Below are 21,055 nucleotides of genomic sequence, written 5' to 3' on the forward strand. Positions count from 1 at the left end.
GCCGCCTTCCCCCGGAAACGCCTGAACAGCCGGGCCCCCGCCACTGGTCCGGCGGCCGGTCGGTCCGATTCTAGAGCGCGGGGCGCCGCGTCCGCTGGCGCGCCCACGAGGGTGTCCAGATATCGGGACCGGAGGTCGCCGAGGTCGCGGAGGCCGTCGGCGTCCCCGAGGCTCCGGAGAGCGCCGCGGCGTCCGAGGGCTCGGTGCCGGCAGCGGCGAGGTGCTCGCGGAGGGCAAGCAGTCCCGGGTGCGGATTGTCCAGGGACCAGAGCAGTGAGTGCGGGTAGACCGGCGTCGGGCCGTGCACGGGGATGCGCCGCAGGTCGTGGGCCTCGGGCCAGACGAGGCGCGTCCCCGCGCCCACGAAGGTCGCGAGCTCGGGGGAGTCGGCGACGGTGTCGAGGAGCGGTTCGGTGCCGAAGTCGGGCCCCGTCACCTCGATGGTGAGCCCGAACTCGGCTGCGAGGTCCGCGTAGTAGGCGGCCCACTCGGTCCCGCTGACGATCCCTGGCACCCAGATCCGGTGCCCGGCGAGCCGCGCCGGCGTGACCGCGCGGGCGGACGCCAGCGCGTGGGCCGGTCCGGTCAGGAGCTCGATCGGCTCGTCCAGGACCGGCAGGGCCCCGATGTCCTCGGGGAGGTGCCGGCCGGGCATGGTGACCGCGCGGAAGGACGCGTCGATCGTGCCGGACCGCAGGGCCGCGACGGCCGCGTCGGCGTCGAAGAGCGTCACGACGTCGAGCTCGATCTCCGGGTGCGACCGGTGGAACGTCCGCAGCAGCGCCGCGGGCGCCAGCCGCCTGCCGATCACGTCCACGCGCAGCGCACGGCTGCCGGGGCGGACGGACGCGATCGCCCGGGCCTCCGCGTGGAGCAGGGCACGGGCGTGCGGCAGGAAGGCCTGCCCGTCGATCGTGGCCTCGGCGCCGTGCGCGGTTCGGGTGAGCAGCCGCACGCCCAGCTCCTTCTCCAGCGCGGCGACGCGCTTGGAGACGGCCTGCTGGGTGATCGACAGCTCGTCGGCGGCCTGACCGAACCGGCCGGACTCCAGGACGGCGAGGAAGGTGCGTACGGCTTCGAGATCCACGGTCCTCAGGCTAGGGGGTGTCCTGCCCCACAACCCGTGGTTGTGGCCTGCCCGGCATCCGGTTGTTTGCTCCCGGTATCGGTGAGTGGCTTGGATGGCGGAGGCCGACGCGCGGTTGTTCGACGCGGCGAGAAGAGGAGTACGGACATGGCGGGGGGACGGTGGGGGCGGGCGTCGCCGGGGCGTGACTTCGGGTGGCTGTGGGCGGCCTACGCGGCGAGCGCACTCGGCACGGGACTCGCGTTCAGCGCCTTCCCCCTGCTCGCGATCACGGTGCTCCACAAAGGCGCCGCCGAGGTCGCCTCGCTCGCCGCGATCGGCGCCGCGGTGGGTGCGGCGGTCGCGGTCCCGCTCGGGCCGTGGGTGGAGTTCCGCCGCAAGCGGTCGGTGATGGTCGCGATGGACCTCGTCCGGTGCGCGGCGCTGCTGAGCGTCCCCGTCGCGTACGCCCTCGGCCGGCTCGGCCTCGCCCAGCTCCTGCTCGTCTTGGTCGTCGTCGCCGCGGCCGACATCACCTTCGGCGCGGCGGCCGGTGCCTGCCTGAAGGTGCTGGTCCGGCCGGAGGCCATGGTTGCGGCGCAGGCCCGGCTGGAGTCCACGACCTGGACCACGACCGTCGTCGGGCCGCCGCTCGGCGGCGCCCTGATCACCCTCCTGGGACCGGTCGCCACCGTGGCCGCCGACGCCGTCAGCTACCTGCTCTCGGCGGCGGGCATCCGGGCGATCCGCGGCCGGGAGTCCCGCCCCGAGCGGGAGGAGCGGACCGGCGCGCGCCTCGGCGACCTCGTCGAAGGGTGGCGCCACGTCCTGGCCCACCCGCAGCTGCGCCCGCTGTTCCTCCACACCGTCCTGGTCAACGCCCTGATCATGGCCACCGCGCCGCTGCTCGCCGTCCTGATGCTCGGTCCGCTGGGGTTCACGCCCTGGCAGTACGGCCTCGCCTTCGCCGTGCCCTGCCTCGGCGGCCTGATCGGCGCGCGGCTGGCGCCCGGGCTCGTCGACCGGTTCGGGCGGCACCGGGTCCTCCTCGTCTCGGGCTCGCTGCGCGTGTGCTGGCCGGTCGGACTGGCCTTCGTGCGGCCCGGCGTCGGCGGACTCCTGCTGGTCATGGCCGTCCAGTTCGCGCTGATCACCTGCATCGGTGTCTTCAACCCCGTCTTCGCCGCCCACCGGCTCCGCCTGACGGAGACCGGCCGCGTCGCCCGCACCCTCACCGCCTGGTCGGTCTCCGGCAAGGCCACCACCGCGACCCTGACCGCTCTGTGGGGCGTCCTGGCGGGGCTCGTCGGCCTCCGCGCGGCGATCGCCCTCGCGGGCGCCCTCCTGCTGGCGACACCCCTGCTGCTCCCACGGCGCGAGGCCCCGACCGACACCTGCTCGACACCGGGATTGACACGTGTAAGTGGGCGGTGACACGCTCCAGTCCCGGCCCCGTGTCGCCCCGCGCAGAAGGAGCAGCACCGCATGAGCACGACCGTCACCACCGCCCGAGGGCCCGTCCGCGGCGAACGCCGTGCCGACGGCAGCCTCCGCTTCCTCGGCATCCCGTACGCGCAGCCCCCCGTGGGCGATCTGCGGTTCGCCGCGCCCGTGCCGCCGGAGCCGTGGACGGAGCCGCTGGACGCCACCGCGTACGGCCCGACGGCCCAGCGTCGCCCCTTCGGCGAGGTCGTGATCATCCCCGAGCCCACCATCCCGGGCGACGGCGTCCTCAACCTCAACGTCTTCACCCCCGACGCCGACCCGGAGGCCCGGCTCCCCGTCCTCGTCTGGATCCACGGCGGCGGCTACGTCGCCGGTTCGGCGGCCAGCCCCTGGTACGACGGAGCCGCCTTCAACAGGGACGGAGTCGTCGTCGTCTCGCTCGGCTACCGGCTCGGCATCGAGGGCTTCCTCCACCTGGAGGACGCCCCCGACAACCGGGGCGTACGGGACTGGATCGCCGCCCTGGAATGGGTCCGCGACAACATCGCGGCCTTCGGCGGCGACCCGGCCAAGGTCACCATCGCCGGCCAGTCGGCGGGCGGCGGCGCCGTCCAGACCCTCCTCGCCGTCCCGTCCGCCCGTAATCTGTTCCGCGGGGTCATCTCCGTCTCGGGCGCGCTCCTGCGCCCCGACGGTCCCGAGGTCGCCCGCGCCGCCTCCCGGCTCCTCACCTCCCGCACCGGTGTCCCCGCCACCGCCGCGGCCCTGCGGGACCTGAGCGACGACGAGATCCTGGAGCTCCAGGACCGGCTGGCCGAAGAGGGCCCGGACCGCGAAGGACTGCCGCCGATGCTGGCCCTCGCGCCCTTCGCGGACGGCGAGCTGATCCCCGTACCCGCGCTGGAGGCCCTGACGACGGGCGGCGCGGGCGACGACGTCCCGCTGATGCTCGGCTTCACCGAGCACGAGTTCACGATGATCCCCGCGCCCGAGGGACTGCCGGTGCCGCTCGTGCTCGGCGGCCTCGGCCTCGACGAGGCCCGGATCGACGCCTTCACCCAGGCATACGCGGAGGGCGGCGAGGCCCTCCTCTTCGGGCAGGCGCTCACGGACTCCATCTTCCGCGTCCCGAACCTCGCCGTAGCGGACGCCCGTGCCGCGCGGGAACAGCCCACCTGGCTCTACGAGTTCGCCTGGCGCTCGCCGGTCATGGGCATCGCGTTCCACTGCCTCGACCTGCCCTTCGCCTTCGACGTCCTCGACTCCGAAGGCGTCGCGCCGTCCGCGGGCGACGCCCCGCCGCGCGCCCTCGCCGACGCCATGCACCGGGCCTGGGTCGCCTTCGTGACGGACCAGGACCCGGGCGCCGACTGGCCGCGCTACACCACCGACCGGCGCGCCACGATGATCTGGGACGCCGAGCCCCGGATCGCCGAGGACCCGCTGAGCGGGGTCCGGGAGATCTGGCTCGATTGAGCGGGATGACTCCGACGTGACGAGGGATGGGAGCCGTCCCGGGGAGCATGCCTCCGATGATGCCGTTTCGCCGCTAGGGCGGAGCATTTTATACTCAGTGTGGCGATGAACGGCCTCTTCAAGGTGAATTGCTCTTGATCGTCGGTCGTCGTGGATAGGTTGCTGTTCATGGCGGCGGAAGCGCGGACGGACGATGCAGGGCATGCTCGGTGGAGCTTCCGGCTGCGCGTGTCGTCCACAGCCCGTACCGCCCTGGTAGGTGAGTGGGACCGGTGCCGGTGGGTCTGGAACGAGTGCGTCGCCAAGTCCAAGGCCGTATACCTGCGCAACAAAGCCACTGGCGAGAAGCGGACGTGTGGCCCGGCCCAGCTCGACAGGATGCTGACCGATGCCCGCAAGCTCACCCCGTGGGTGCGTGAGGGGTCCTCGGTTGCTCAGCAGCAGGTCGTACGTGACTTCGGCAAGTCCCGCGCCAAGGGACAGAAGGACATCAAGGATCGGCTGCCCATGCACCGGCGGGCTGGGATGCCCCGGTGGAAGAAGAAGCGCGATGCGCTGCCGAGTCTCAACTACACCCGGCGTGGTTTCCGGTTGAAGGATGGCCGTCTGCACCTGGCGGGCGGCATCGTGGTGACAGTGGTGTGGTCGCGGGACCTTCCGGCCGAGCCGTCCAGCGTGCGTGTTCATCAGGACAGCACGGGGGCGTGGTATGCGTCCTTCGTCGTACCCGCCAGCGTGCTGCCCCTGCCAGAGTCTGGCCGCGTGATCGGGATCGACTGGGGTGTGAAGGAGACGGCGACCACCACCTCCGATGCCCATGACCTTCCCCACGCCCAGCACGGCAAGACCGCGGCGCAGAAGCTCGCCCGTTACCAGCGGATGATGGCGAGACGAAAGTCCGCAAAAGGCGAGCCCGGCTCGAACGGTTACAAGGCCGCCAAGCGGCAGGTCGCGAAGCTGCACAAGAAGATCGCCCGGCAGCGCCAGGACACGGCCCGAAAGTGGGCCAAGAAGGTTGTTCGCGACCATGACGCCCTGGCCGTCGAGGACTTCCGGCCGAAGTTCCTCGCTAAGACCACCATGGCCCGCAAGGCGGCCGACGCCGCGATCGGCGCCACGAAGGCGGCTCTGATCGAGCAGGCGCGAAAGCACGGCCGTGTCGTGCACCTGGTACATCCCGCGCACACCACGATGGACTGCGCGCAGTGCGGAGCGAGAACCAAGCACGCACTACCTCTTTCCGAGCGAACGTATGCCTGCACCGTGTGCGGAGCCGTGTCCTCCAGGGACAAGAACTCCGCCCGCGTGATGCTGGTCCGGGCTGGTCTCACCCCGGCTGGTGCTGATCGTGGAAGTCCAGGCGAGGTGCTGCCCCGCCTGGCGGCGTGAGCCAGGAATTCCCACATCAGCCCTGGAGGGTGAGGACTCCCCTCCCTTCAGGGAGGGGAGGATTCAAACGTTCTTCATGCGCTGTGTGCTGTGCATGGGTCAGGGCCGCGCCGGTGATCGACTGAGGGGGCCGGGCGCCGCACGACAAGGACCTGGTCTAGCCCTGAAGCGCCGATAGCCGCGTCCGCCGCCCTCCTCGATGACCAGTGGCAGATCGAGCTGTACGACCTCGTCGAGACGTCCGACCTCGCGTCCCGGTACCCCGCCCGGGTCACCGGACTCGGCGTGCTGATGCGTTCCTCCTGGCAGGACGCATACCCCGGGCCGACTCAGGAACGAAACTGATGCTCCCTCAATGTTCCATACCAGCACGGACGTTCACCGTGATCGCCACCCTCGTCAACGTCTCGGCGCGGCCCTGGAACTCGGCCGCCGTCACCCTGCGCGCCCCCGTGGGCTGGACCGTGCAGGCCACCTCGGCCACCGCCGACGGCGTCACCACCACCCCGCCCCCGGCACCCACCAAGGACGCGTACCTCTCGGACCTGCCCTGGATCGGCGCCGTCAACGGCTGGGGCCCGGTCGAGCGCGACAGCTCCAACGGCAAGAACGGCGCGGGCGACGGCACGCCGATCGCCTTCGGCGGCACCACGTACCCCAAGGGCCTCGGAGTCCACGCCTACAGCGACGTGTCCTTCCACCTCGGCGGCGCGGGGAAGCGGTTCACCGCGCTCGTCGGCATCGACGACTTCTCGGCGCGCCAGAGCTCCGTGGGCGCGACCCGCGCCACCGTGTACGGCGACGACCGCGTCCTCCTCGCCACCCCCACGCTGACGGCGGCCACCGGCCCCGTACCGGTGGATGTGGACGTACGAGGCGTCCGCGTCCTGCGTCTGGAGGTGACGGACGCCAACGCCCGGACGTCCTTCGACCACACCTCCTGGGCCCTCGCCCACGTCACGGTCGGCTGAGGGCCCCGCGCGCGTCCGGTCAGCCCTCGAAGCCGACCGTTCCGTCCGGGAGGATCGCCTCGACGCGCGCGCCGTGCTCGACGGTCCTGCTCACCGTGCAGAACTTCTCGTGCGTCAGACGTACCGCCCGGGCGAACACCTCCTCCGCCCGCGGGTTGTTGTCCGGCAGCTCGAACTCGTAGCTGACCCTGATCCGGCCCACCCGGCCCTCGTCCTCGGGGTCCGAGACCGACTCCACCACGATCCGCAGGTCGTCGTGGTCCACAGCGCGCGCGGTCCGGTCGACGACCAGACCGCCGCACCCGCCCATCGCCGCGAGCAGCAGCTCGACCGGCGTGAACGAGGGCTGCGCGTCCGCGTCGTCGGCGGCGGCCATCCGGACCTCCGCGCCCCGGTCGTTGCGGGCGGTCCAGTTCCGGTACCCGGTGCGGACGGTTTCGATCCGGTAGTCGGCCATGGCGGCGGAGCTCCTTCGCTGTGGTGCGGTGGCGGTACGGTCGACCGCCACACAATCCCACGGCCCCGGTCCCGCCAAGCGGACGCGCCCTTCGCGCACCCACCCCGGACACGAGTATCCGCCCGCCCTGATCACACCCCGGCGGCGGCCGCTCCTGCGTGGGTCAGCACCACCGCGCCCCAGGCCTCGGAGACCGCGCCCCAGACCGTACGGAGTCGCGGCTCCGCCTCCCGTACGGAGGCCACCACCGCCACCGGGTCACCGCCGTCCGCCCGGACCTGCGCGTCGTCGGCCTCCGCCCACCGCGCGACCGTGCCGACCCCCGCCTCCGGATGGAACTGGAGCGCCCAGCCCGCATGCCCCACCCGGAACGCCTGGTACGGGCAGTCGTCCCCGCCCAGCAGCGGGACGGCGCCGGCCGGCAGCCGGTCCACCTCGTCCCAGTGCCACTGCGCGGCCGGCGCGCCCTCGGGCACTCCGCCGAGCACGGGGTCGCCGTCGGCCGCGACGAGCCGCCGCAGCGGGACGGCGCCCAACTCGGGCCCCCGCGTCCGCGTCACGACCGATCCGCCCAGGGCGTCGGCGACGATCTGGCCGCCCAGGCATATCCCGAGGAGCGGCACCCCGCCGGCGACCGCCTCGCGGACGAGCGTACGGACGCGGGGCAGCCACGGGGCGGATCCGTCGTCCCGGCAGTTGACGGACCCGCCGAGGACCAGGAGCCCGGCGTGACCGCGAAGGTCGTCCGGAAGGGGCTCGTCCCGCCAGGCACGCACCACGTCGAGACGGAGGCCGGCCAGCAGGAGGTGCTCCCCGACGAGCCCGGGACCGGCGTCCTCCTCGTGCTGCACGACGAGGACGACCGGGCCTACCGCGCCTGACAGGCTGGTCTCAGCCGTCTCCCTCACCTCGCCCGTCCCCCTCATCTCCCTCATCTCGGTCGTCCGGCTCGTCACGGCGGTCGCGCCTCCTGGCTTCGGCCCGGGGACGCCCGGGGTGTTCGATTCCCCCGAGGATCTCCGAAGAAGCCCCCGAGCGGGAACCCCTGAGGGCAACCGCCGAGCAGCGGTCGGTGCCGGGTGAGTACGCCGCCCCGCCCGGCTGAGTACGTCGACCGATACGCGGCCGCCCGTCAGCCGCTGGAATGGGGACATGACCTTCGACGCCCGGCGCACCCGCCACCTCCAGCACGTCACCGCCACCGGCGCGGCCCTCGCCGTGGCCATCGGCCCCGTGGTGCTCGGTGCGCTGCTCGTCCGGTCGGCGGGCGGTGACCCGATGGCCTCCGTCAACGCCCTCATCGCGGGCGGCGGGCAGCGCGCCCGGCTCTCCCGGGCGCAGCTCCGTTCCTGCGGCGGGAGCGTTCAGTCGCGCGGCCTGCGGGCCAGCAGGAAGGCCTGGGGCGTGCTCTCCACGGGGTCCGGCTCCCGCACCAGGCGGGCCGCCTCGACCAGGCCGGCGGCGGCCAGGAGCTCCGCGATCCGGTCGGGCGACCAGCGGTACACGTCGAGCGCCACCTCGTGACCGTACGCCTGCTCGAGCCGCACCCGCTCGTCCCCGACCTTGAAGGCGACCAGGACGAACCCGCCCGGCGCGAGGACACGACGGAACTCCGCGAAGCACGCGCTGAGTTCGGCCTCCGGCATGTGCACCGTGGAGTACCAGGAGAGCGCCCCGCCCAGTGAGGCGTCGGGCAGGTCGAGCGCGGTCATCGACCCCACCTCGAAGCGCACGCCCGGATACGTCTCCCGGGCCACCGCGATCATCCCCGGCGACAGGTCCACACCGAACACGTCCGCGCCGAGCTCCCGCAGATGGGCCGCCACGCGCCCCGTCCCGCACCCGAGGTCGCCCACCGCGCGAGGGCCGTCGAAGGTGTCGACCTTCTCCACGAAGGCGGCGAGCATCGCCCGGTCCAGGGGCGTCGTCGCCAACTGCTCGCCGAGCAGCCGCTCGTAGTCGACGGCGACGGTGTCGTAGGAGCGGCGGGTGTCGGTGAGGTGCGCGGCTTCGGTCATGCCGGGAACCCTACGACGGGCGTCCGTGCCGGAGGGTCCCCAAGGGGCCCCCGCATGAGCGATGATCGTCGCCTCTGACGATACCCGGCAGTAGCAAGACCGGGGCCTGGACGAAAGGGCACACCGAATGCCGAGGCGGCACCCCGCGCGGGACGACCACCACACGAGCGGCAGCGGGGAAGGCGCCACGCCTCCGGCCGCGACCGGCGAGGCCGGCATCGGGCGGCGCCGGTTCCTCGGTTACGTCCTCGCCGCCCCCACCCTCACCGTCGCCGCCCAGCTCGGCGCCGAGGCCCTCGTGCCCCGGCAGGCCGCCGCTGCGGCCCCGGCGCTGATCCCCTCGCTGCCCGGACCCGCGGAGATCCTCGACCTCAACGAGCTGCTGACGCTGGCCGCCCTGCCGACCAGCAACCTCATCACGATCCGCGTCGACAGCGACGGCACCGCCCACTTCGCGCTGCCCCGCGCCGAGGTCGGCCAGGGCGTCACGACCTCCAGCGCCATGATCGTCGCGGAGGAACTCGACCTGCCGCTGGACAAGGTGAAGGTCACGCTCGCCGACGCCCGGCCCGAGCTGCTCTTCAACCAGCTGACCGGCGGCTCCAACACCACCTACTCCACCTACACCCCGATCCGGGTCGCCGCCGCCGTCGCCCGCGGCCGCCTCCTGCACGCCGCCTCCCTCGTCCTCGGCGACGCCGTCGAGACCCTCACGACGAAGGCCGGCGCGGTCCTCTCCCCGGCCGGCGCGCTTCTCGGCTACGGCGAACTCGCCGCGAAGGCCGCGGCCCTCACGAACGCCGCGGTGGAGGTGGAGCTCAAGGACCGGTCCGACTTCCGCGTCGTCGGCACCGCGCAGCGCAGGCTCGACGCCCTCGACGCCGTCACCGGCCGCAAGAAGTTCGCGATGGACCTCCAGGTCCCGGACGCCCTGCCCACGATGATCTGCCGCCCGCCCACCATCAACGGCACCGTCCGCTCCGTGGCCAACCTCGCCGAGGTCCGCGCCATGCCCGGCATCACCGACGTCGTCACCGTCTCCACCGGCGTCGCCGTCCGCGGCCGCACCTTCGGCCAGTGCGTCGACGCCGTCCGCGCCCTCGACGTCGACTGGGGCCCCGGAACCGCCGAGGGCGCCTCCGACGCCACCGTCCTGGAGAAGCTCCGCCGGGCCGAACTCCCGCTGGTGGTCCCGGCCCTGCCGCTCCTCACCAAGGCGGTCGACGCCCGCTTCACCTTCCACTTCTCCAGCAACGCCGCCCTGGAGACGAACTGCGCCATCGCGGACGTACGGGAGGACTCCGCGGAGATCTGGGCCTCACTGAAGGCCCCGATCGTCGCCCAGGAACAGATCGCCCTCAAGCTCGGCCTGCCGCCCACCGCCGTCCGTGTCCACGTCACCGAGGGCGGCGGCTCCTTCGGCCGCAAGCTCTTCCACGACGCCGCCCACGAGGCCGCCGAGGTCTCCCGCGCCCTCGGCAAGCCCGTCAAGCTGATGTGGCACCGCACCGACGACTTCCGCCAGGGCCGTACGCACCCGATGTCCACGTCGAGGGTCCGTGCCACGTACTCGCTGGGCGAGGTCCTGACGTACGAGCAGCGCCACACCTCCGTGGCCACCGACTTCGGGCACGGCATCGGCGAGCTCCTCACCTCCGAGGTGGCCCGGCTCCCCGTCGCCGACGCCACCTTCTCCCAGACGATGTTCCAGCTCACGCAGGTGAGCCCCTACCACCTCGGCGTCACGACCCAGCTCCTCTCCGAGACCGACAAGGGCTACAACACCGGCTCCATGCGGGGCATCTACTCGCCCAACGTCCGCTGCGCCCAGGAACTCGTCATGGACGAACTGGCCCGCCGCACGGGCCAGGACGGGTACGCGATGCGGCGCAAGCTCATGAAGGACTCGCGGGCGCGCGCCGTCCTCGACAAGGTCGCCCAGGCAGGGGAGTGGGGCCGGACGATGGCGCCCGGGACCGCCCAGGGCATCGCCGTCCACGCCGAGTACCACTCCTTCGTCGCGGTCCTCGCCGAGATCGACTGCCGCCCGGCGACCACCGGACGGAAGATCCCCAACGCGTACACGGGACCGCGCGTGACGAAGGTCGTCTGCGCCGTCGACGTCGGTCTCGCCGTCAACCCGCGGGGACTGGAGGCCCAGATGATGGGCGGCATCTCCGACGGCATCGCCATCACGCTCACCTCCGGACTCCACCTGCGTGACGGGCACTTCCTCGAAGGCAGTTGGGACCAGTACTTCTACACCCGGCAGTGGAACACCCCGCCGGAGCTGGAGATCATCGTGATGCCCTCGAACGGCGAGAAGCCGGGCGGCGCGGGGGAGCTGGCGGTGGCCGGCGCCATGGCCGCCGTCGCCTGCGCCTACGGGCGGGCCACCGGCACGATGCCGACGGTCTTCCCCCTCAACCACGCCGAGCCGCTCGCCTTCACCCCCCTGCCGACCGTCCCGCCCGTCCCGGCCTCGCCCACCGACGGCCGCGACCGCACCATCTGAGAGCTGGAGTCCCCGTGCCGCAGCACACCTTCATCCTGAACGGCAAGGCCGTCACCGCCGACGTCGAGGGCGACGTCCGGCTCCTCTGGGTCCTCAGGGACGTCCTCGGTGTCACCGGACCCAAGTACGGCTGCGGGGTCGGCGTCTGCCGGGCCTGTACGAGCCACCTCAACGGCAAGGCGTTCACGCCCTGCGCCGTGCCCGTCGACGACCTCGCCCCGACCGACGAGGTCACCACCATCGAGGGCCTCCCCGACACCGTGGGCAGTGACCTGCACCCGATGCAGGAGGCCTGGCTCGACCTCGACGTCGCCCAGTGCGGCTTCTGCCAGCCGGGGCAGATCATGGCGGCGGTGGCGACGGTCCGCCGGGCGCGTGAGGCCGGCCGGGAGATCACCGAGGCCGACCTCGACACGATCCGCAACATCTGCCGCTGCGGCACCTACCACCGCATCCGGCAGGCGGTCCTGGAGGGTTCCCGCCGCATGGAGTGAGGGCCCTGGGATCTTCCGTGCCCGGCGGCGGCGTTTCGCGACAGGCTTCAGGCGGAACCCGCCGCCAACTTCTCCCGGACGGCGACCAGATACTCCGCCACCGCGTCCCGGTTCCTGGTGAGGAACCGGATCCGCTCGGTCATCCGGTCGCGTTCCTCCTCAAGGGTGGCCAGCATCTCCGGTGTGGCGTCCGGGAAGTGGATGATCCTCGGCTTGTTCAGACAGGGCAGGATCTGCTTGATGATCCGGGTCGGCAGACCGGCGTCGAGGAGCCCCCGGATCTGCGCCACCCGGTCCACGTTCGACTCGTCGTAGACGCGGTAGCCGTTCGGCAGCCGGTCCGCGACGATGAGGCCCTGCTCCTCGTAGTAGCGCAGCAGCCTGCGCGGTGTGCCGGTGCGCTCCGACAGCTCCCCGATCCGCATGGGACGCCCCTTCCCGGGACTCGCTTGACCTTCACATCAATGTGAGGGTTCGAGCATAGGTCCATGAGCAACCACGCGACAGCGGCGGGCGGTTCAGCAGCGCCCGCCCCCGCCCATCCGAAGACCGGATCCCCGATGACCGGATCCCCGGTGAACGGATCCCCGGTGAACGGATCCCCGGTGAACGGATCCCCGGTGAACGGATCCCCGGTGAACGGCTCTCCGAAGCCCGCCGGCCGACTGCCCCTCCCCGCCCTGCTCGCCCTCGCCACCGCCGTCTTCGTCACGAGCCTCACCGAGACCCTCCCCGCCGGCGTGCTTCCCGGGATGAGCGCCGACCTGGGTGTCGGCGAGGCCGCCGCCGGGCAGACGGTCACCGTCTACGCGCTCGGCACCGCCCTCACCGCCGTCCCGCTCGCCGCCCGCACCGCCGACTGGCGCCGCAAGCGCCTGCTGCTCACCTCGGTCGCGGGATTCGCCGCCGCCAACACCGTCACCGCCGTCTCCTCCTCGTACGCCCTCACCATGGGCGCCCGCTTCCTCGCCGGGGTCGCCGCGGGGCTGGCCTGGGCCCTGCTCGCCGGATATGCGCGCCGCCTCGCCCCGCCGCACCTCCAGGGCAGAGCCGTCGCCGTCGCCATGACCGGCATCCCGCTCGCGCTCTCGCTCGGCGTCCCGGCGGGCACCTTCCTCGGCGACGCCGTCGGCTGGCGTGCCGCCTTCACGGCCATGACGCTCATCGCCGCCGGGCTCCTCGGCTGGATCGCCCTCGCCGTCCCCGACCTGCCGGGCGAGCGGAGCGGCGGACGCGCCCCGGTCACCCGGACCCTGAGAGTGCCCGGCGTCCTGCCGGTCCTCGCCGTCACCTTCGGGCTCGTCCTGGCCCACACCGTCCTCTACACCTACGTCGCCGCCTACCTGGGCCACCTCGGCCTGGGTGGTTCCACCGGACTCGTCCTGCTCGTGTTCGGTGTGGCCTCGCTGGCCGGCATCGGGATCACCGGCCGCTCCATCGACCGCCGGCTCAGGGCTCTGACCCTCGGCGGGACGGTCCTCGTCGCCGTCGGAGCCGCCGCCCTCGCCGTACCGGCCGGAAGCACCGCGCTCGTGCTGGTCGCCGCCGGGCTGTGGGGCCTGGGCTGGGGCGGGGCGCCGACGCTCCTCCAGACGGCCGTCGCCGACGCGGGCGGGGACGCCGCCGACACCGCCCAGACGATGCTGGTCAGCCTCTGGAACGCGGCCATGGCGGCCGGCGGCCTCGCGGGCGGTCTGCTCCTAGACGGGCTCGGCGCGGGGGCCCTGCCCTGGGGCGTCCTGCTCCTGCTGGCCCCCGTCGTCGCCGTCGTCACGGGAGCCCGCGCCCATGGCTTCCCCGCTCACCGCGGCTCCGCCTGACGACCGCGGCCCGGTCGCCCCGGCGAGGCCGCGGCCCGGTCAGCCGTACATCGCCACGCGGTGCAGGACCGCCAGCGCTTCGTCGATGGGATGGGGCTGCGGCCTGCCCGCGGAGTCGAGCCTGTTCCACCTCTGCATGTTCACCGCGACCGCCATCCGCCGCTTGCCGTCGGCACGGATCATGGCCAGTGCTCCACCGCCCCAGACCGTGCCGCCATGGCCCCAGAACGTGCCCTGACCGGGACTCTCCAGCGGGTGCAGGCCGAGGCCGTAGTCGATCGTCCTTCCTTCTTGGGAGACGACCGGGACCGTGCGCTGCATCTGGGCCAGCGACGACGGGGAGACGATCTCCCCGGCCAGCAGCTTGCCGTAGAAGCGGTTGAGGTCCGAGACGGTCGATATCAGCGAGGCCGAGGGCCCCACCCACGACATGTCGAAGACGCTGTAGTCGCGGGGCGGGTCGATCATCCCGAACCACGCCTCGTAGAGCAGCGAGTGCGGCCCGTCGACGTACGGCCCGGTGGGGAGTTCGGTGTTCCGGAGTCCGGCGCGCTCGATGACGTTCCGCGTGATGTACCGCTCTGCCGTGGTGCCGGTCACCTGCTCCAGGAGTTCGACGAGGAGCAGGTAGTTGGTGTTGGAGTACACCCCCGGAGCGCCGCCCGGGGCGCCGACGGCAGGCGCGGTGACCCCCATCGCGATCAGCTCGACGGGGTCGAACCGCGTGAACCGGTGGTCGTCCAGACTCTGGGGCCCGGTGTCCGCGAGGACGGGAAACGCCTTCAACGAGGGATAGGCGTACGGCAGGTACTCGGCGAGGCCGCTGGTGTGGTTGAGCAGCATCCGTACCGTGATCGCGTCACCGCGTTCGCCGGGCACCAGCTTCGGCAGGTACCGGCCGATCGGGGTGTCGAGACCGATCCGGCCGCTCTCGACCTGCTGCAGGACCGCCGCGGCGGTGAAGGTCTTGGTGATGCTGCCGACGCGGTGCCGCATGTCGGCGGTGACGGGGCGGCCGGTGGCGACATCGGCGACCCCCGCCGCCCCGCGCCAGACCTGGTCGCCGTCCCTCACCTCGGCGAACAGGCCGGGCATCCCGGCGCGGTGGACGTTCTCGATGGCGGCGTCCAGCGCCGCGAAATCCAGTGCGTGCTTCACGTCATGCGTCCTTTCGTGTTCCCGGACGGTGCTCGTGTCCTCATTATGCACGCGGTGCGTGCAACACCAAGTGCACCGATAGGGTGAGGTCCTGCGAGAGGAGCAAGATGGCAGGCCGAAGGCGTTGGTCGACCGAAGAGATCCTGGATACGGCGGCGGAGATGCTGCGCACGAGCGACGCGGACTCGTTCAGCGTGCGCAAACTGGCCACGGTCCTCGGGACCGATTCCTCCAGCCTCTACCGGCACTTCCGCAGCAAGACCGAACTGCTGCGCGCGGTCGCCGACCGGATCCTCCTGGCCGCGATGGACGGCCATCGCCCCGAGGGCGACTGGAAGCAGCGCATCACGTCCCTGGCCCTGCGGCTGAGGGAGGCCTTCGGGCAGCAGCCCCAGCTCGCCGCGGTCTGGGGACGCTACGCCTCGGGCGGCGCCGGTTCCCGGCTGGTCATGGAAGAGGCGCTGCAGGCTCTGCGTGCGTCGGGGCTGCCCGACGAGGAGATCCCGGCGCGCTACCACCGGCTGGCGGTCCTCATTGCCGCGCTGATCGCCTCCGAGGCCGGGGTCAGCACCATCACCTCCGAAGAGTACGAACAGGGCATGGAGCTGTTCCGCGTCGCCGTACTCGGCGCCGACCCCGAACGCTTCCCCGCCCTGACCCACTTCGCCCGCGACGTCCGCCCCCTCGGAGCGGACCGCCGTGCCGCGTTCGAGGAGATCCTGGCCGCTCAACTCGCCCATATCGAGGCGTCGATCGGCAGCCCGAGCACGGAAACGGCCTGACGCGCGAAGACCCCCACCGCGACGGGGCGGTGGGGGTCTTCGGTGGTGCGTGCGGGGTGGCTCAGACGGTCGGAGGGACGCGGGGCGGGCGGCCCGTGCCGCGGGTCAGGACGTAGCCGCCGATGCCGGCGAGCGCCGCGAGGACGCCGCCCGCCGCGGTCCAGATCCAGCGGTCGGACCACCAGCCCGAGGACCAGCCGTCCTCCGGGGCCGCCGCCTCCACGGCCGAGGGCCGGCCCGCGTCGGCGTCCGCCTCCGCCTGGTCGGCGGTGGTCGCCCCGGGCACGAGCGGCGCGGCGAGCGAGCCGTCCGTGGCGTAGGCACCGCCCTTGTCGAGGGTCGTCACCCCGACCCGGGCCGTGAACGGCTGGCCGAGGTCCTCGTCCGCCAGGCCCGTGACGGTCAGCCGGACGTAGTAGCTGCCGGGCAGCGGGTCGTTCGCCCAGGCGTCCGCCGCGGCACGGACCGGCCGCAGCACACAGGCGAGCTCCACCGACGCGGCCTCCTTGGCCGCCGTACGGGACTGCGTCCCGTACATGCACGGCTGACGCCGCCGCAGCCCGTCGTACACGTCGACCCGCCAGGTGGTGGGACCGTGCCGCAGCGCGGAGTCGGGGAGCGTGACCGTGGCGTTCACCGTCGGCCGCTGCCCGGTGTCCGCGGGGAACACCCAGTACAGGTAGTCACCCGTGGCGGCCTGCGCGGTGGCCTGCTGCCCCGGCAGGAACCTCGCGGCGGTACGGAACGTCGTCCCGGCCTCCGTCGGCCCCGCTCCGGCACTCGGGTCCGCGGTGGGCGTGTCGGCCGACGCGCCCGGCGCCGTGAGACCCAGGAGCGCGGCGCCCGCGAGGGCGGCCGTGGCGAGCATGCGTACGGTACGCATCAGTTGGTCCTCCAGACAGCGACGCGCCAGCGGGACACCCAGCCCCAGAGCAGACCGGCCAGGAAACCGGCGAGCACGAGCACGCCGAGCAGCCACCAGCCGCGGCCGAGACCGAAGGCGGCCACGTCCGAGGCGGCCGACGGGCCGTCGACGACGTCCACGGTCAGCTCGATCGGCATGCCCGGCGTCGTCTTGACCGACGGGGGAGCGGAGAAGGAGTTGCTGACCTGCAGGCAGACCGTCTCGGCGGCCGGCTTGACGTCCCCGGGACCCTCGTCGAGGTCCGGCTTCGGGTACCGCAGGCCCGTCGAGATGACGTCCGTCCGGCCGTCGCCCGCCTCGGAGCCGCGGACGATCTCCCGGCCGTGGAGGGTGACGGCGCGCAGGAGCACTCCGTAGTCGTTGTTGACGGCCCGGTCGGCCGACACGCTGACGGAGGCGCGCAGTTCCTGGCCGGGCAGCAGGTCCACCCGGTACCAGCGGTGCTCGCCGAAGGTCTCGCGGTCGGTGTACAGACCGGCCTTGAGCAGCGGGGCGTCGACGCACCGCGCCGTGCCCTTCGTCCCCACGGGGGTGACGACCGGGTCGGCGGCGCGGTCGACGAGCTGCTTCACACGGCGCGAGAGCTCCTCGGTGCGGTGGACCGAGGTGTACGTGCCTCCGGTCGCCTCCGCGATGCAGGTGAGCTGCTGCCGGGTCTTGGCGTCCGGCACGAGGCCCAGCGTGTCGATGACGAGGTGGATGCCCTTCGCCGCGATCTCCCGTGCCACCTGGCAGGGGTCGAGCGGGGCGCAGGTGTCCTCGCCGTCCGTGATGAGCACGATCCGCTTGGTCGCCCCGTCGTCGCCGAGGTCGTCGGCCGCGCCGAGCAGCGCGGGGCCGATCGGCGTCCAGCCGGTGGGGGCGAGGGTGGCGACGGCGGTCTTGGCCTCGGTCCGGTCGAGCGGACCGACCGGGTAGAGCTGCCGGGTGTCCTTGCAGCCCCGCTTGCGGTCGGGCCCCGGATAGTCGGCGCCGAGCGTCCGGATGCCGAGCCGGACCTCCTCGGGCACCGCGTCGAGGACCTCGTTGAAGGCCTGTTTGGCCGCGGACATGCGGGACTTGCCGTCGATGTCCTTGGCCCGCATGGACCCGCTGACGTCGAGGACCAGCTCGACCTTGGGGGATTCCTTCGCCACCGGCTCGTCGGCGGCCGCGCTCGTCGGCAGGAGCGCGGCGGTCAGGGCGGCGAGCAGCGCGACCGCCCCGGTCGCCAGCCGTTTTCTCGTGATCATCGCCGGATCGTATTGATGATCCTCCGACAATCCAAAACGAGGTGGCCGGCCGTCCGGTCAGCGGTGCTCGGGGTTCGTTCCGTACGTGTCAGTCTTCCGCGGCCAGGCGCCGTACCTCGGCCAGTGCCTCGTTCACCGCTGCCGGGATGTCCGTCACCGGGAAGCGCGCGTGCCGCACCGTGCCGTCACGGTCGATGACCAGCACGGTCCGTTTCAGTCGCAGCAGTTGTCCGGCGCGAAAGGTGGGCAGGCGCAGGGCGGCGGCGAGGCGGAGGTCGACGTCGGAAAGGAGGGTGAAGGGGATGTCCTCCTGGCTCGCGAACACGCGCTGTTCGTCGGGGCGTTGGGTGCTGACGCCGTGCACCTCCGCGCCCGCGGCGCGGAAGTCCTCGTAGGCGTCCCGGAAGAGCCGGTTCTCCAGCGTGCAGCCGACGGTGCCGGGGATGTGCGACCAGCCCTCCGGCAGGGGGCTGGGACTCCCGGTCGCCGGATAGCAGAACAGGACGGTGGCCACGCTGTCGGCCACCGGGTCGACCGGCGCGCCGTCGCGGTGACCGGGCAGCCGCAGGCGCGGCAGTCGCCGGCCCGTCAGGTCCGCGACGCGCCGTGCCTCCGCGCTCGTCTCGTCGGCGGTGCCGCTGAGAGAGCCGTCGCCGAGGAGCCAGCGGTCGGCCCAGTCCTGCATCGACAGCAGGACCGGCAGCAGCCCCCGGCCGCTCTCGGTCAGCCGGTACTCGTGCCGCGTAGGCCGCTCCTGGTACGGGACCTTCTCCAGCACCCCCGTCTCCACCAGGTGCGCCAGGCGCTCGGTGAGCACCTTCCGGGAGATGCCCAGCTCCTGCTGGAGCGCGTCGAACCTGTGGTGCCCTCGGGCGGTCTCCCGGATCAGGAGCAGGCTCCACCAGTCGCCGACCACCGCCGCGGCCTGCGCGATCGCGCAGGCGGCGTCCCGCTCGGGAATCGACCTCATCGCTACGTCTCCAGTTCTGCGCGCACGGCGTCCGTCCGTCGGGACCATCTTGCGCCATGAGGTCGGTTCCGGATAGAAACTCACCTGGAACGAGTGGGTTCCCAAAAGAGACTAACAAGACCCGGGGGTGGGCGCCGTATGAGCGGAACACAAGCGATCCAGAAGCACGACCGACGCGACGACGAACGGGAGACCTCGTCGACGGGCGTCTTCTGGCGCTTCTGGGCCGCCGCCACGGTCAGCGGCGCGGGCACCGCCGTCACCGCCCTCGCCCTGCCGCTCGTCGCCCTCACCGTTCTGGACGCCACCGCTTTCCAGGTCGCCCTGCTCGCCGCCGCCGGGCAGGTCTCCTGGCTGCTGCTCAGCCTCCCGGCGGGCGTGCTCGCGCAGCGCGTGCCGCTGCGCCGACTCCAGGTCACGCTCGACCTCGTACGGTTCGCGGCGCTCGGATCGCTGCCGCTCGCCTGGTGGATCGGCACGCTCACCTATCCGCACCTGCTGTTCGCGGCGCTCGTCACTGGCTCGGCGACCGTGCTGTTCGACATCGGCAACTCGACCTTCCTGCCCGCCGTCGTCCCGGCCAAGCAGCTGGCCGCCCGCAACAGCGTCATGTCGGGCACGCACGCCGTCACCGACACCGGCGGCCCCTCCCTCGGCGGCGTCCTGATCGGCGCGGCAGGCCCGGTCGGCGCGCTCGTCGTGGACGCCGCCAGCTACCTGGCCTCCGCCGTGCTCCTGCGTACCCTCCCCGAGAGCCGCCCCGCGCCCCGCACCGGCGAGAGCGCGCTCCGGCTGATGCGCGAGGGCTGGCGGTACGTCACCGGGCACCCGGTCATGCGGCCCTGCATGATCTGGGCGACCGCCGCCAACTTCCTCAACGCGGCCCTCGTCGCCCTCACCCCCCTCTACCTGGTCCGCGAGGCCGGACTCGATTCCGTGCAGCTCGGCCTCGTCCTCGCCATGGACGGGGTCGGCGCCCTCGCCGGAGCAGCCGTCGCGGTCCGGGTGACCACCCGCCTCGGTACCGCGTGGGGCGTCATCGCGGCCGACCTGGCCGGCGGCGCGCTGCTCCTGCTCGCCCCGCTGACCACCTCGGCGGGGGACGCGTACTGGTTCGCCCTGGGCAACGCGGGCTTCGCCTTCGGTACGGTCATCGGCTCGATCACCACCCGCACCTACCGGCAGACCCAGTCGCCCCCGGAGCTGCTGTCCCGCGTGATGGCCACGGTCCGCTTCGTCTCCTGGGGCGCGCTGCCGCTCGGCGCACTCACCGCCGGCCTCCTCGCCACCCGCTTCGGCGCCCACAACGCGCTCTGGACCGTCTGCGCCGCCGCCTTCCTGCCCCCGCTCTACCTCTTCTCCACCAAGGTGGGCCGCCACCGCGACCTCATCTGACGCCCTGGCGCCACGACACCGAAACTCAGCGGTGCTCGGGGTTCTCGAAGTCGAAGCGGCAGCCGGCGTCCCACTCGGAGCGCTGGTTTCCGTGGGCCGGGATGCCACCGGTGTCCTTGAGCATCCTCGCCAGGTGGAGCTGGTTCCAGGTCATGAAGGTCGTGTTGCGGTTCGTGAAGTCGTTCTCCGGACCGCCCGAGCCGGGGTCGAGGTAGGACGGCCCCGGGCCGGCCGGGCCGACCCAGCCCGCGTCGGCCTGCGGCGGAAGGACGTATCCGAGGTGCTGGAGGCTGTAGAGGACGTTCATCGCGCAGTGCTTGGCGCCGTCCTCGTTACCGGTGATCAGGCAGCCGCCCACGCGACCGTAGTAGGCGTACTGGCCGCGCTCGTTGAGGATCGACGAGCAGGCGTACAGACGCTCGATCACCTTCTTCATGACCGAGGAGTTGTCTCCCAGCCACACAGGCCCCGCCAGGGTCAGGATGTCGGCGGCCATCACCTGCGAGTAGATCACCGGCCACTCGTCCGTCTCCCACCCGTGCTCGGTCATGTCCGGCCAGACACCGGTCGCGATGTCGATGTCCACCGCCCTGAGCACCTCGACCTGAACGCCCTGGCGCTCCATGATCCCGGTGCTGATGTCGATCAGCCCCTGCGTGTGGCTCCGTTCCGGCGACCGCTTGAGGGTGCAGTTGATCACCAGGGCGCGGAGATCACGGTAGGACGTGCCGGAGTCGGTCATCGATGCGTCCCCTTGCGGACGAGTGGGTGGTCGGGCGGCGCAACACCCGGCTGCCGACGTCGAGAGGGCCCCGGGTTGGTCCGGCCGAAAATCCCGTCCACTGTCTCGCCTCGTCGGGCGGAATGATCGAATGCCGCGCCAACGGTCACGGAGTCGGCCACCCGATCACCCGCATGGCCCGCACCGATGACAGGTATCC

General features: G+C 72.5%; 19 protein-coding genes. 9 read left to right on the forward strand and 10 right to left on the reverse strand.

Translation table 11 applies throughout. The annotated features are described in order from the left end of the window. Positions 1 to 70: 70 nt before the first annotated feature. Positions 71 to 1,087 (reverse strand): LysR family transcriptional regulator, encoded by a 1,017-nt coding sequence (locus tag SGA01_RS00825; protein ID WP_141292376.1) that lies wholly within the window; start codon positions 1,085 to 1,087, stop codon positions 71 to 73. 147 nt (positions 1,088 to 1,234) lie between these two features. Here SGA01_RS00825 and SGA01_RS00830 point away from each other — a divergent pair, with 147 nt between their 5' ends. The 4 genes from SGA01_RS00830 (at position 1,235) to SGA01_RS00845 (ending at position 6,348) form a co-directional block, all read left to right on the forward strand. After that, the gene (locus tag SGA01_RS00830) at positions 1,235 to 2,500 is read left to right on the forward strand and encodes an MFS transporter (protein ID WP_141292377.1); all 1,266 of its coding nucleotides are present in this window, start codon (positions 1,235 to 1,237) and stop codon (positions 2,498 to 2,500) included. A 51-nt stretch (positions 2,501 to 2,551) separates the two neighbouring features. Continuing rightward, positions 2,552 to 3,988, forward strand: coding sequence for a carboxylesterase/lipase family protein (locus SGA01_RS00835; RefSeq protein ID WP_141292378.1), 1,437 nt, complete (start codon positions 2,552 to 2,554; stop codon positions 3,986 to 3,988). Between the two features lie 168 nt (positions 3,989 to 4,156). Continuing rightward, the gene (locus tag SGA01_RS00840; RefSeq protein ID WP_141292379.1) at positions 4,157 to 5,377 is read left to right on the forward strand and encodes an RNA-guided endonuclease InsQ/TnpB family protein; all 1,221 of its coding nucleotides are present in this window, start codon (positions 4,157 to 4,159) and stop codon (positions 5,375 to 5,377) included. A 383-nt stretch (positions 5,378 to 5,760) separates the two neighbouring features. Continuing rightward, positions 5,761 to 6,348 (forward strand): NPCBM/NEW2 domain-containing protein, encoded by a 588-nt coding sequence (locus SGA01_RS00845; protein WP_229917676.1) that lies wholly within the window; start codon positions 5,761 to 5,763, stop codon positions 6,346 to 6,348. Positions 6,349 to 6,367: 19 nt separating this feature from the next. On the opposite strand, the gene SGA01_RS00850 is transcribed toward SGA01_RS00845, so the two are convergent. The 3 genes from SGA01_RS00850 to SGA01_RS00865 all read right to left on the reverse strand — a co-directional run bounded on the left by SGA01_RS00850 (position 6,368) and on the right by SGA01_RS00865 (position 8,823). Beyond that, a complete protein-coding gene (locus SGA01_RS00850) occupies positions 6,368 to 6,805 on the reverse strand; it encodes an OsmC family protein (RefSeq protein ID WP_141292380.1) in 438 nt (145 codons plus the stop codon). Between the two features lie 131 nt (positions 6,806 to 6,936). After that, on the reverse strand, positions 6,937 to 7,713 hold the full coding sequence (locus SGA01_RS00855; RefSeq protein WP_229917678.1) for a type 1 glutamine amidotransferase: 777 nt from the start codon (positions 7,711 to 7,713) through the stop codon (positions 6,937 to 6,939). 456 nt (positions 7,714 to 8,169) lie between these two features. Further along, positions 8,170 to 8,823, reverse strand: a complete 654-nt coding sequence (locus SGA01_RS00865) for a class I SAM-dependent DNA methyltransferase (RefSeq protein WP_141292381.1) — start codon at positions 8,821 to 8,823, stop codon at positions 8,170 to 8,172. 127 nt (positions 8,824 to 8,950) lie between these two features. On the opposite strand from SGA01_RS00865, the gene SGA01_RS00870 reads away from it, so the two are divergent. Continuing rightward, a complete protein-coding gene (locus tag SGA01_RS00870) occupies positions 8,951 to 11,338 on the forward strand; it encodes a molybdopterin cofactor-binding domain-containing protein (protein WP_141292382.1) in 2,388 nt (795 codons plus the stop codon). A gap of 14 nt (positions 11,339 to 11,352) precedes the next feature. Then, complete coding sequence (locus tag SGA01_RS00875; RefSeq protein WP_024757086.1) at positions 11,353 to 11,832, forward strand: (2Fe-2S)-binding protein; 480 nt, start codon at positions 11,353 to 11,355, stop codon at positions 11,830 to 11,832. A 47-nt stretch (positions 11,833 to 11,879) separates the two neighbouring features. Here the strand turns inward: SGA01_RS00875 and SGA01_RS00880 are convergent, their stop codons facing one another. Then, complete coding sequence (locus SGA01_RS00880; RefSeq protein ID WP_141292383.1) at positions 11,880 to 12,257, reverse strand: MerR family transcriptional regulator; 378 nt, start codon at positions 12,255 to 12,257, stop codon at positions 11,880 to 11,882. 180 nt (positions 12,258 to 12,437) lie between these two features. Here SGA01_RS00880 and SGA01_RS00885 point away from each other — a divergent pair, with 180 nt between their 5' ends. After that, positions 12,438 to 13,652 (forward strand): MFS transporter, encoded by a 1,215-nt coding sequence (locus tag SGA01_RS00885; protein WP_371865963.1) that lies wholly within the window; start codon positions 12,438 to 12,440, stop codon positions 13,650 to 13,652. A 39-nt stretch (positions 13,653 to 13,691) separates the two neighbouring features. On the opposite strand, the gene SGA01_RS00890 is transcribed toward SGA01_RS00885, so the two are convergent. Further along, positions 13,692 to 14,810, reverse strand: coding sequence for a serine hydrolase domain-containing protein (locus SGA01_RS00890; RefSeq protein ID WP_167533967.1), 1,119 nt, complete (start codon positions 14,808 to 14,810; stop codon positions 13,692 to 13,694). A 107-nt stretch (positions 14,811 to 14,917) separates the two neighbouring features. On the opposite strand from SGA01_RS00890, the gene SGA01_RS00895 reads away from it, so the two are divergent. Then, on the forward strand, positions 14,918 to 15,592 hold the full coding sequence (locus SGA01_RS00895) for a TetR/AcrR family transcriptional regulator (RefSeq protein ID WP_141292384.1): 675 nt from the start codon (positions 14,918 to 14,920) through the stop codon (positions 15,590 to 15,592). Positions 15,593 to 15,653: 61 nt separating this feature from the next. Here the strand turns inward: SGA01_RS00895 and SGA01_RS00900 are convergent, their stop codons facing one another. The 3 genes from SGA01_RS00900 to SGA01_RS00910 all read right to left on the reverse strand — a co-directional run bounded on the left by SGA01_RS00900 (position 15,654) and on the right by SGA01_RS00910 (position 18,719). After that, complete coding sequence (locus SGA01_RS00900) at positions 15,654 to 16,475, reverse strand: hypothetical protein (RefSeq protein WP_141292385.1); 822 nt, start codon at positions 16,473 to 16,475, stop codon at positions 15,654 to 15,656. Further along, complete coding sequence (locus SGA01_RS00905; RefSeq protein ID WP_141292386.1) at positions 16,475 to 17,749, reverse strand: VWA domain-containing protein; 1,275 nt, start codon at positions 17,747 to 17,749, stop codon at positions 16,475 to 16,477. Before SGA01_RS00905 ends, SGA01_RS00900 begins: the two co-directional genes overlap by 1 nt. An 88-nt stretch (positions 17,750 to 17,837) precedes the next feature. Beyond that, positions 17,838 to 18,719, reverse strand: a complete 882-nt coding sequence (locus tag SGA01_RS00910) for a winged helix-turn-helix transcriptional regulator (protein WP_141292387.1) — start codon at positions 18,717 to 18,719, stop codon at positions 17,838 to 17,840. Between the two features lie 138 nt (positions 18,720 to 18,857). Between SGA01_RS00910 and SGA01_RS00915 the strand changes: the two genes are divergently transcribed. After that, positions 18,858 to 20,114 (forward strand): MFS transporter, encoded by a 1,257-nt coding sequence (locus tag SGA01_RS00915; protein WP_141292388.1) that lies wholly within the window; start codon positions 18,858 to 18,860, stop codon positions 20,112 to 20,114. 25 nt (positions 20,115 to 20,139) lie between these two features. On the opposite strand, the gene SGA01_RS00920 is transcribed toward SGA01_RS00915, so the two are convergent. Next, entirely contained in the window at positions 20,140 to 20,856 is a 717-nt protein-coding gene (locus tag SGA01_RS00920; protein WP_141292389.1) for a flavodoxin family protein, read from the reverse strand. Positions 20,857 to 21,055: the final 199 nt, after the last annotated feature.

This window comes from Streptomyces gardneri, from assembly GCF_006539185.1.
GTDB lineage: Bacteria > Actinomycetota > Actinomycetes > Streptomycetales > Streptomycetaceae > Streptomyces > Streptomyces gardneri.

Coding starts and splice junctions, on each gene's coding strand:
- SGA01_RS00830 (WP_141292377.1), top strand. CDS start 1,235: ATGGCGGGGGGACGGTGGGGGCGGGCGTCGCCGGGGCGTGACTTCGGG.
- SGA01_RS00835 (WP_141292378.1), top strand. CDS start 2,552: ATGAGCACGACCGTCACCACCGCCCGAGGGCCCGTCCGCGGCGAACGC.
- SGA01_RS00840 (WP_141292379.1), top strand. CDS start 4,157: ATGGCGGCGGAAGCGCGGACGGACGATGCAGGGCATGCTCGGTGGAGC.
- SGA01_RS00850 (WP_141292380.1), bottom strand. CDS start 6,805: ATGGCCGACTACCGGATCGAAACCGTCCGCACCGGGTACCGGAACTGG.
- SGA01_RS00865 (WP_141292381.1), bottom strand. CDS start 8,823: ATGACCGAAGCCGCGCACCTCACCGACACCCGCCGCTCCTACGACACC.
- SGA01_RS00870 (WP_141292382.1), top strand. CDS start 8,951: ATGCCGAGGCGGCACCCCGCGCGGGACGACCACCACACGAGCGGCAGC.
- SGA01_RS00880 (WP_141292383.1), bottom strand. CDS start 12,257: ATGCGGATCGGGGAGCTGTCGGAGCGCACCGGCACACCGCGCAGGCTG.
- SGA01_RS00895 (WP_141292384.1), top strand. CDS start 14,918: ATGGCAGGCCGAAGGCGTTGGTCGACCGAAGAGATCCTGGATACGGCG.
- SGA01_RS00900 (WP_141292385.1), bottom strand. CDS start 16,475: ATGCGTACCGTACGCATGCTCGCCACGGCCGCCCTCGCGGGCGCCGCG.
- SGA01_RS00905 (WP_141292386.1), bottom strand. CDS start 17,749: ATGATCACGAGAAAACGGCTGGCGACCGGGGCGGTCGCGCTGCTCGCC.
- SGA01_RS00910 (WP_141292387.1), bottom strand. CDS start 18,719: ATGAGGTCGATTCCCGAGCGGGACGCCGCCTGCGCGATCGCGCAGGCC.
- SGA01_RS00915 (WP_141292388.1), top strand. CDS start 18,858: ATGAGCGGAACACAAGCGATCCAGAAGCACGACCGACGCGACGACGAA.
- SGA01_RS00920 (WP_141292389.1), bottom strand. CDS start 20,856: ATGACCGACTCCGGCACGTCCTACCGTGATCTCCGCGCCCTGGTGATC.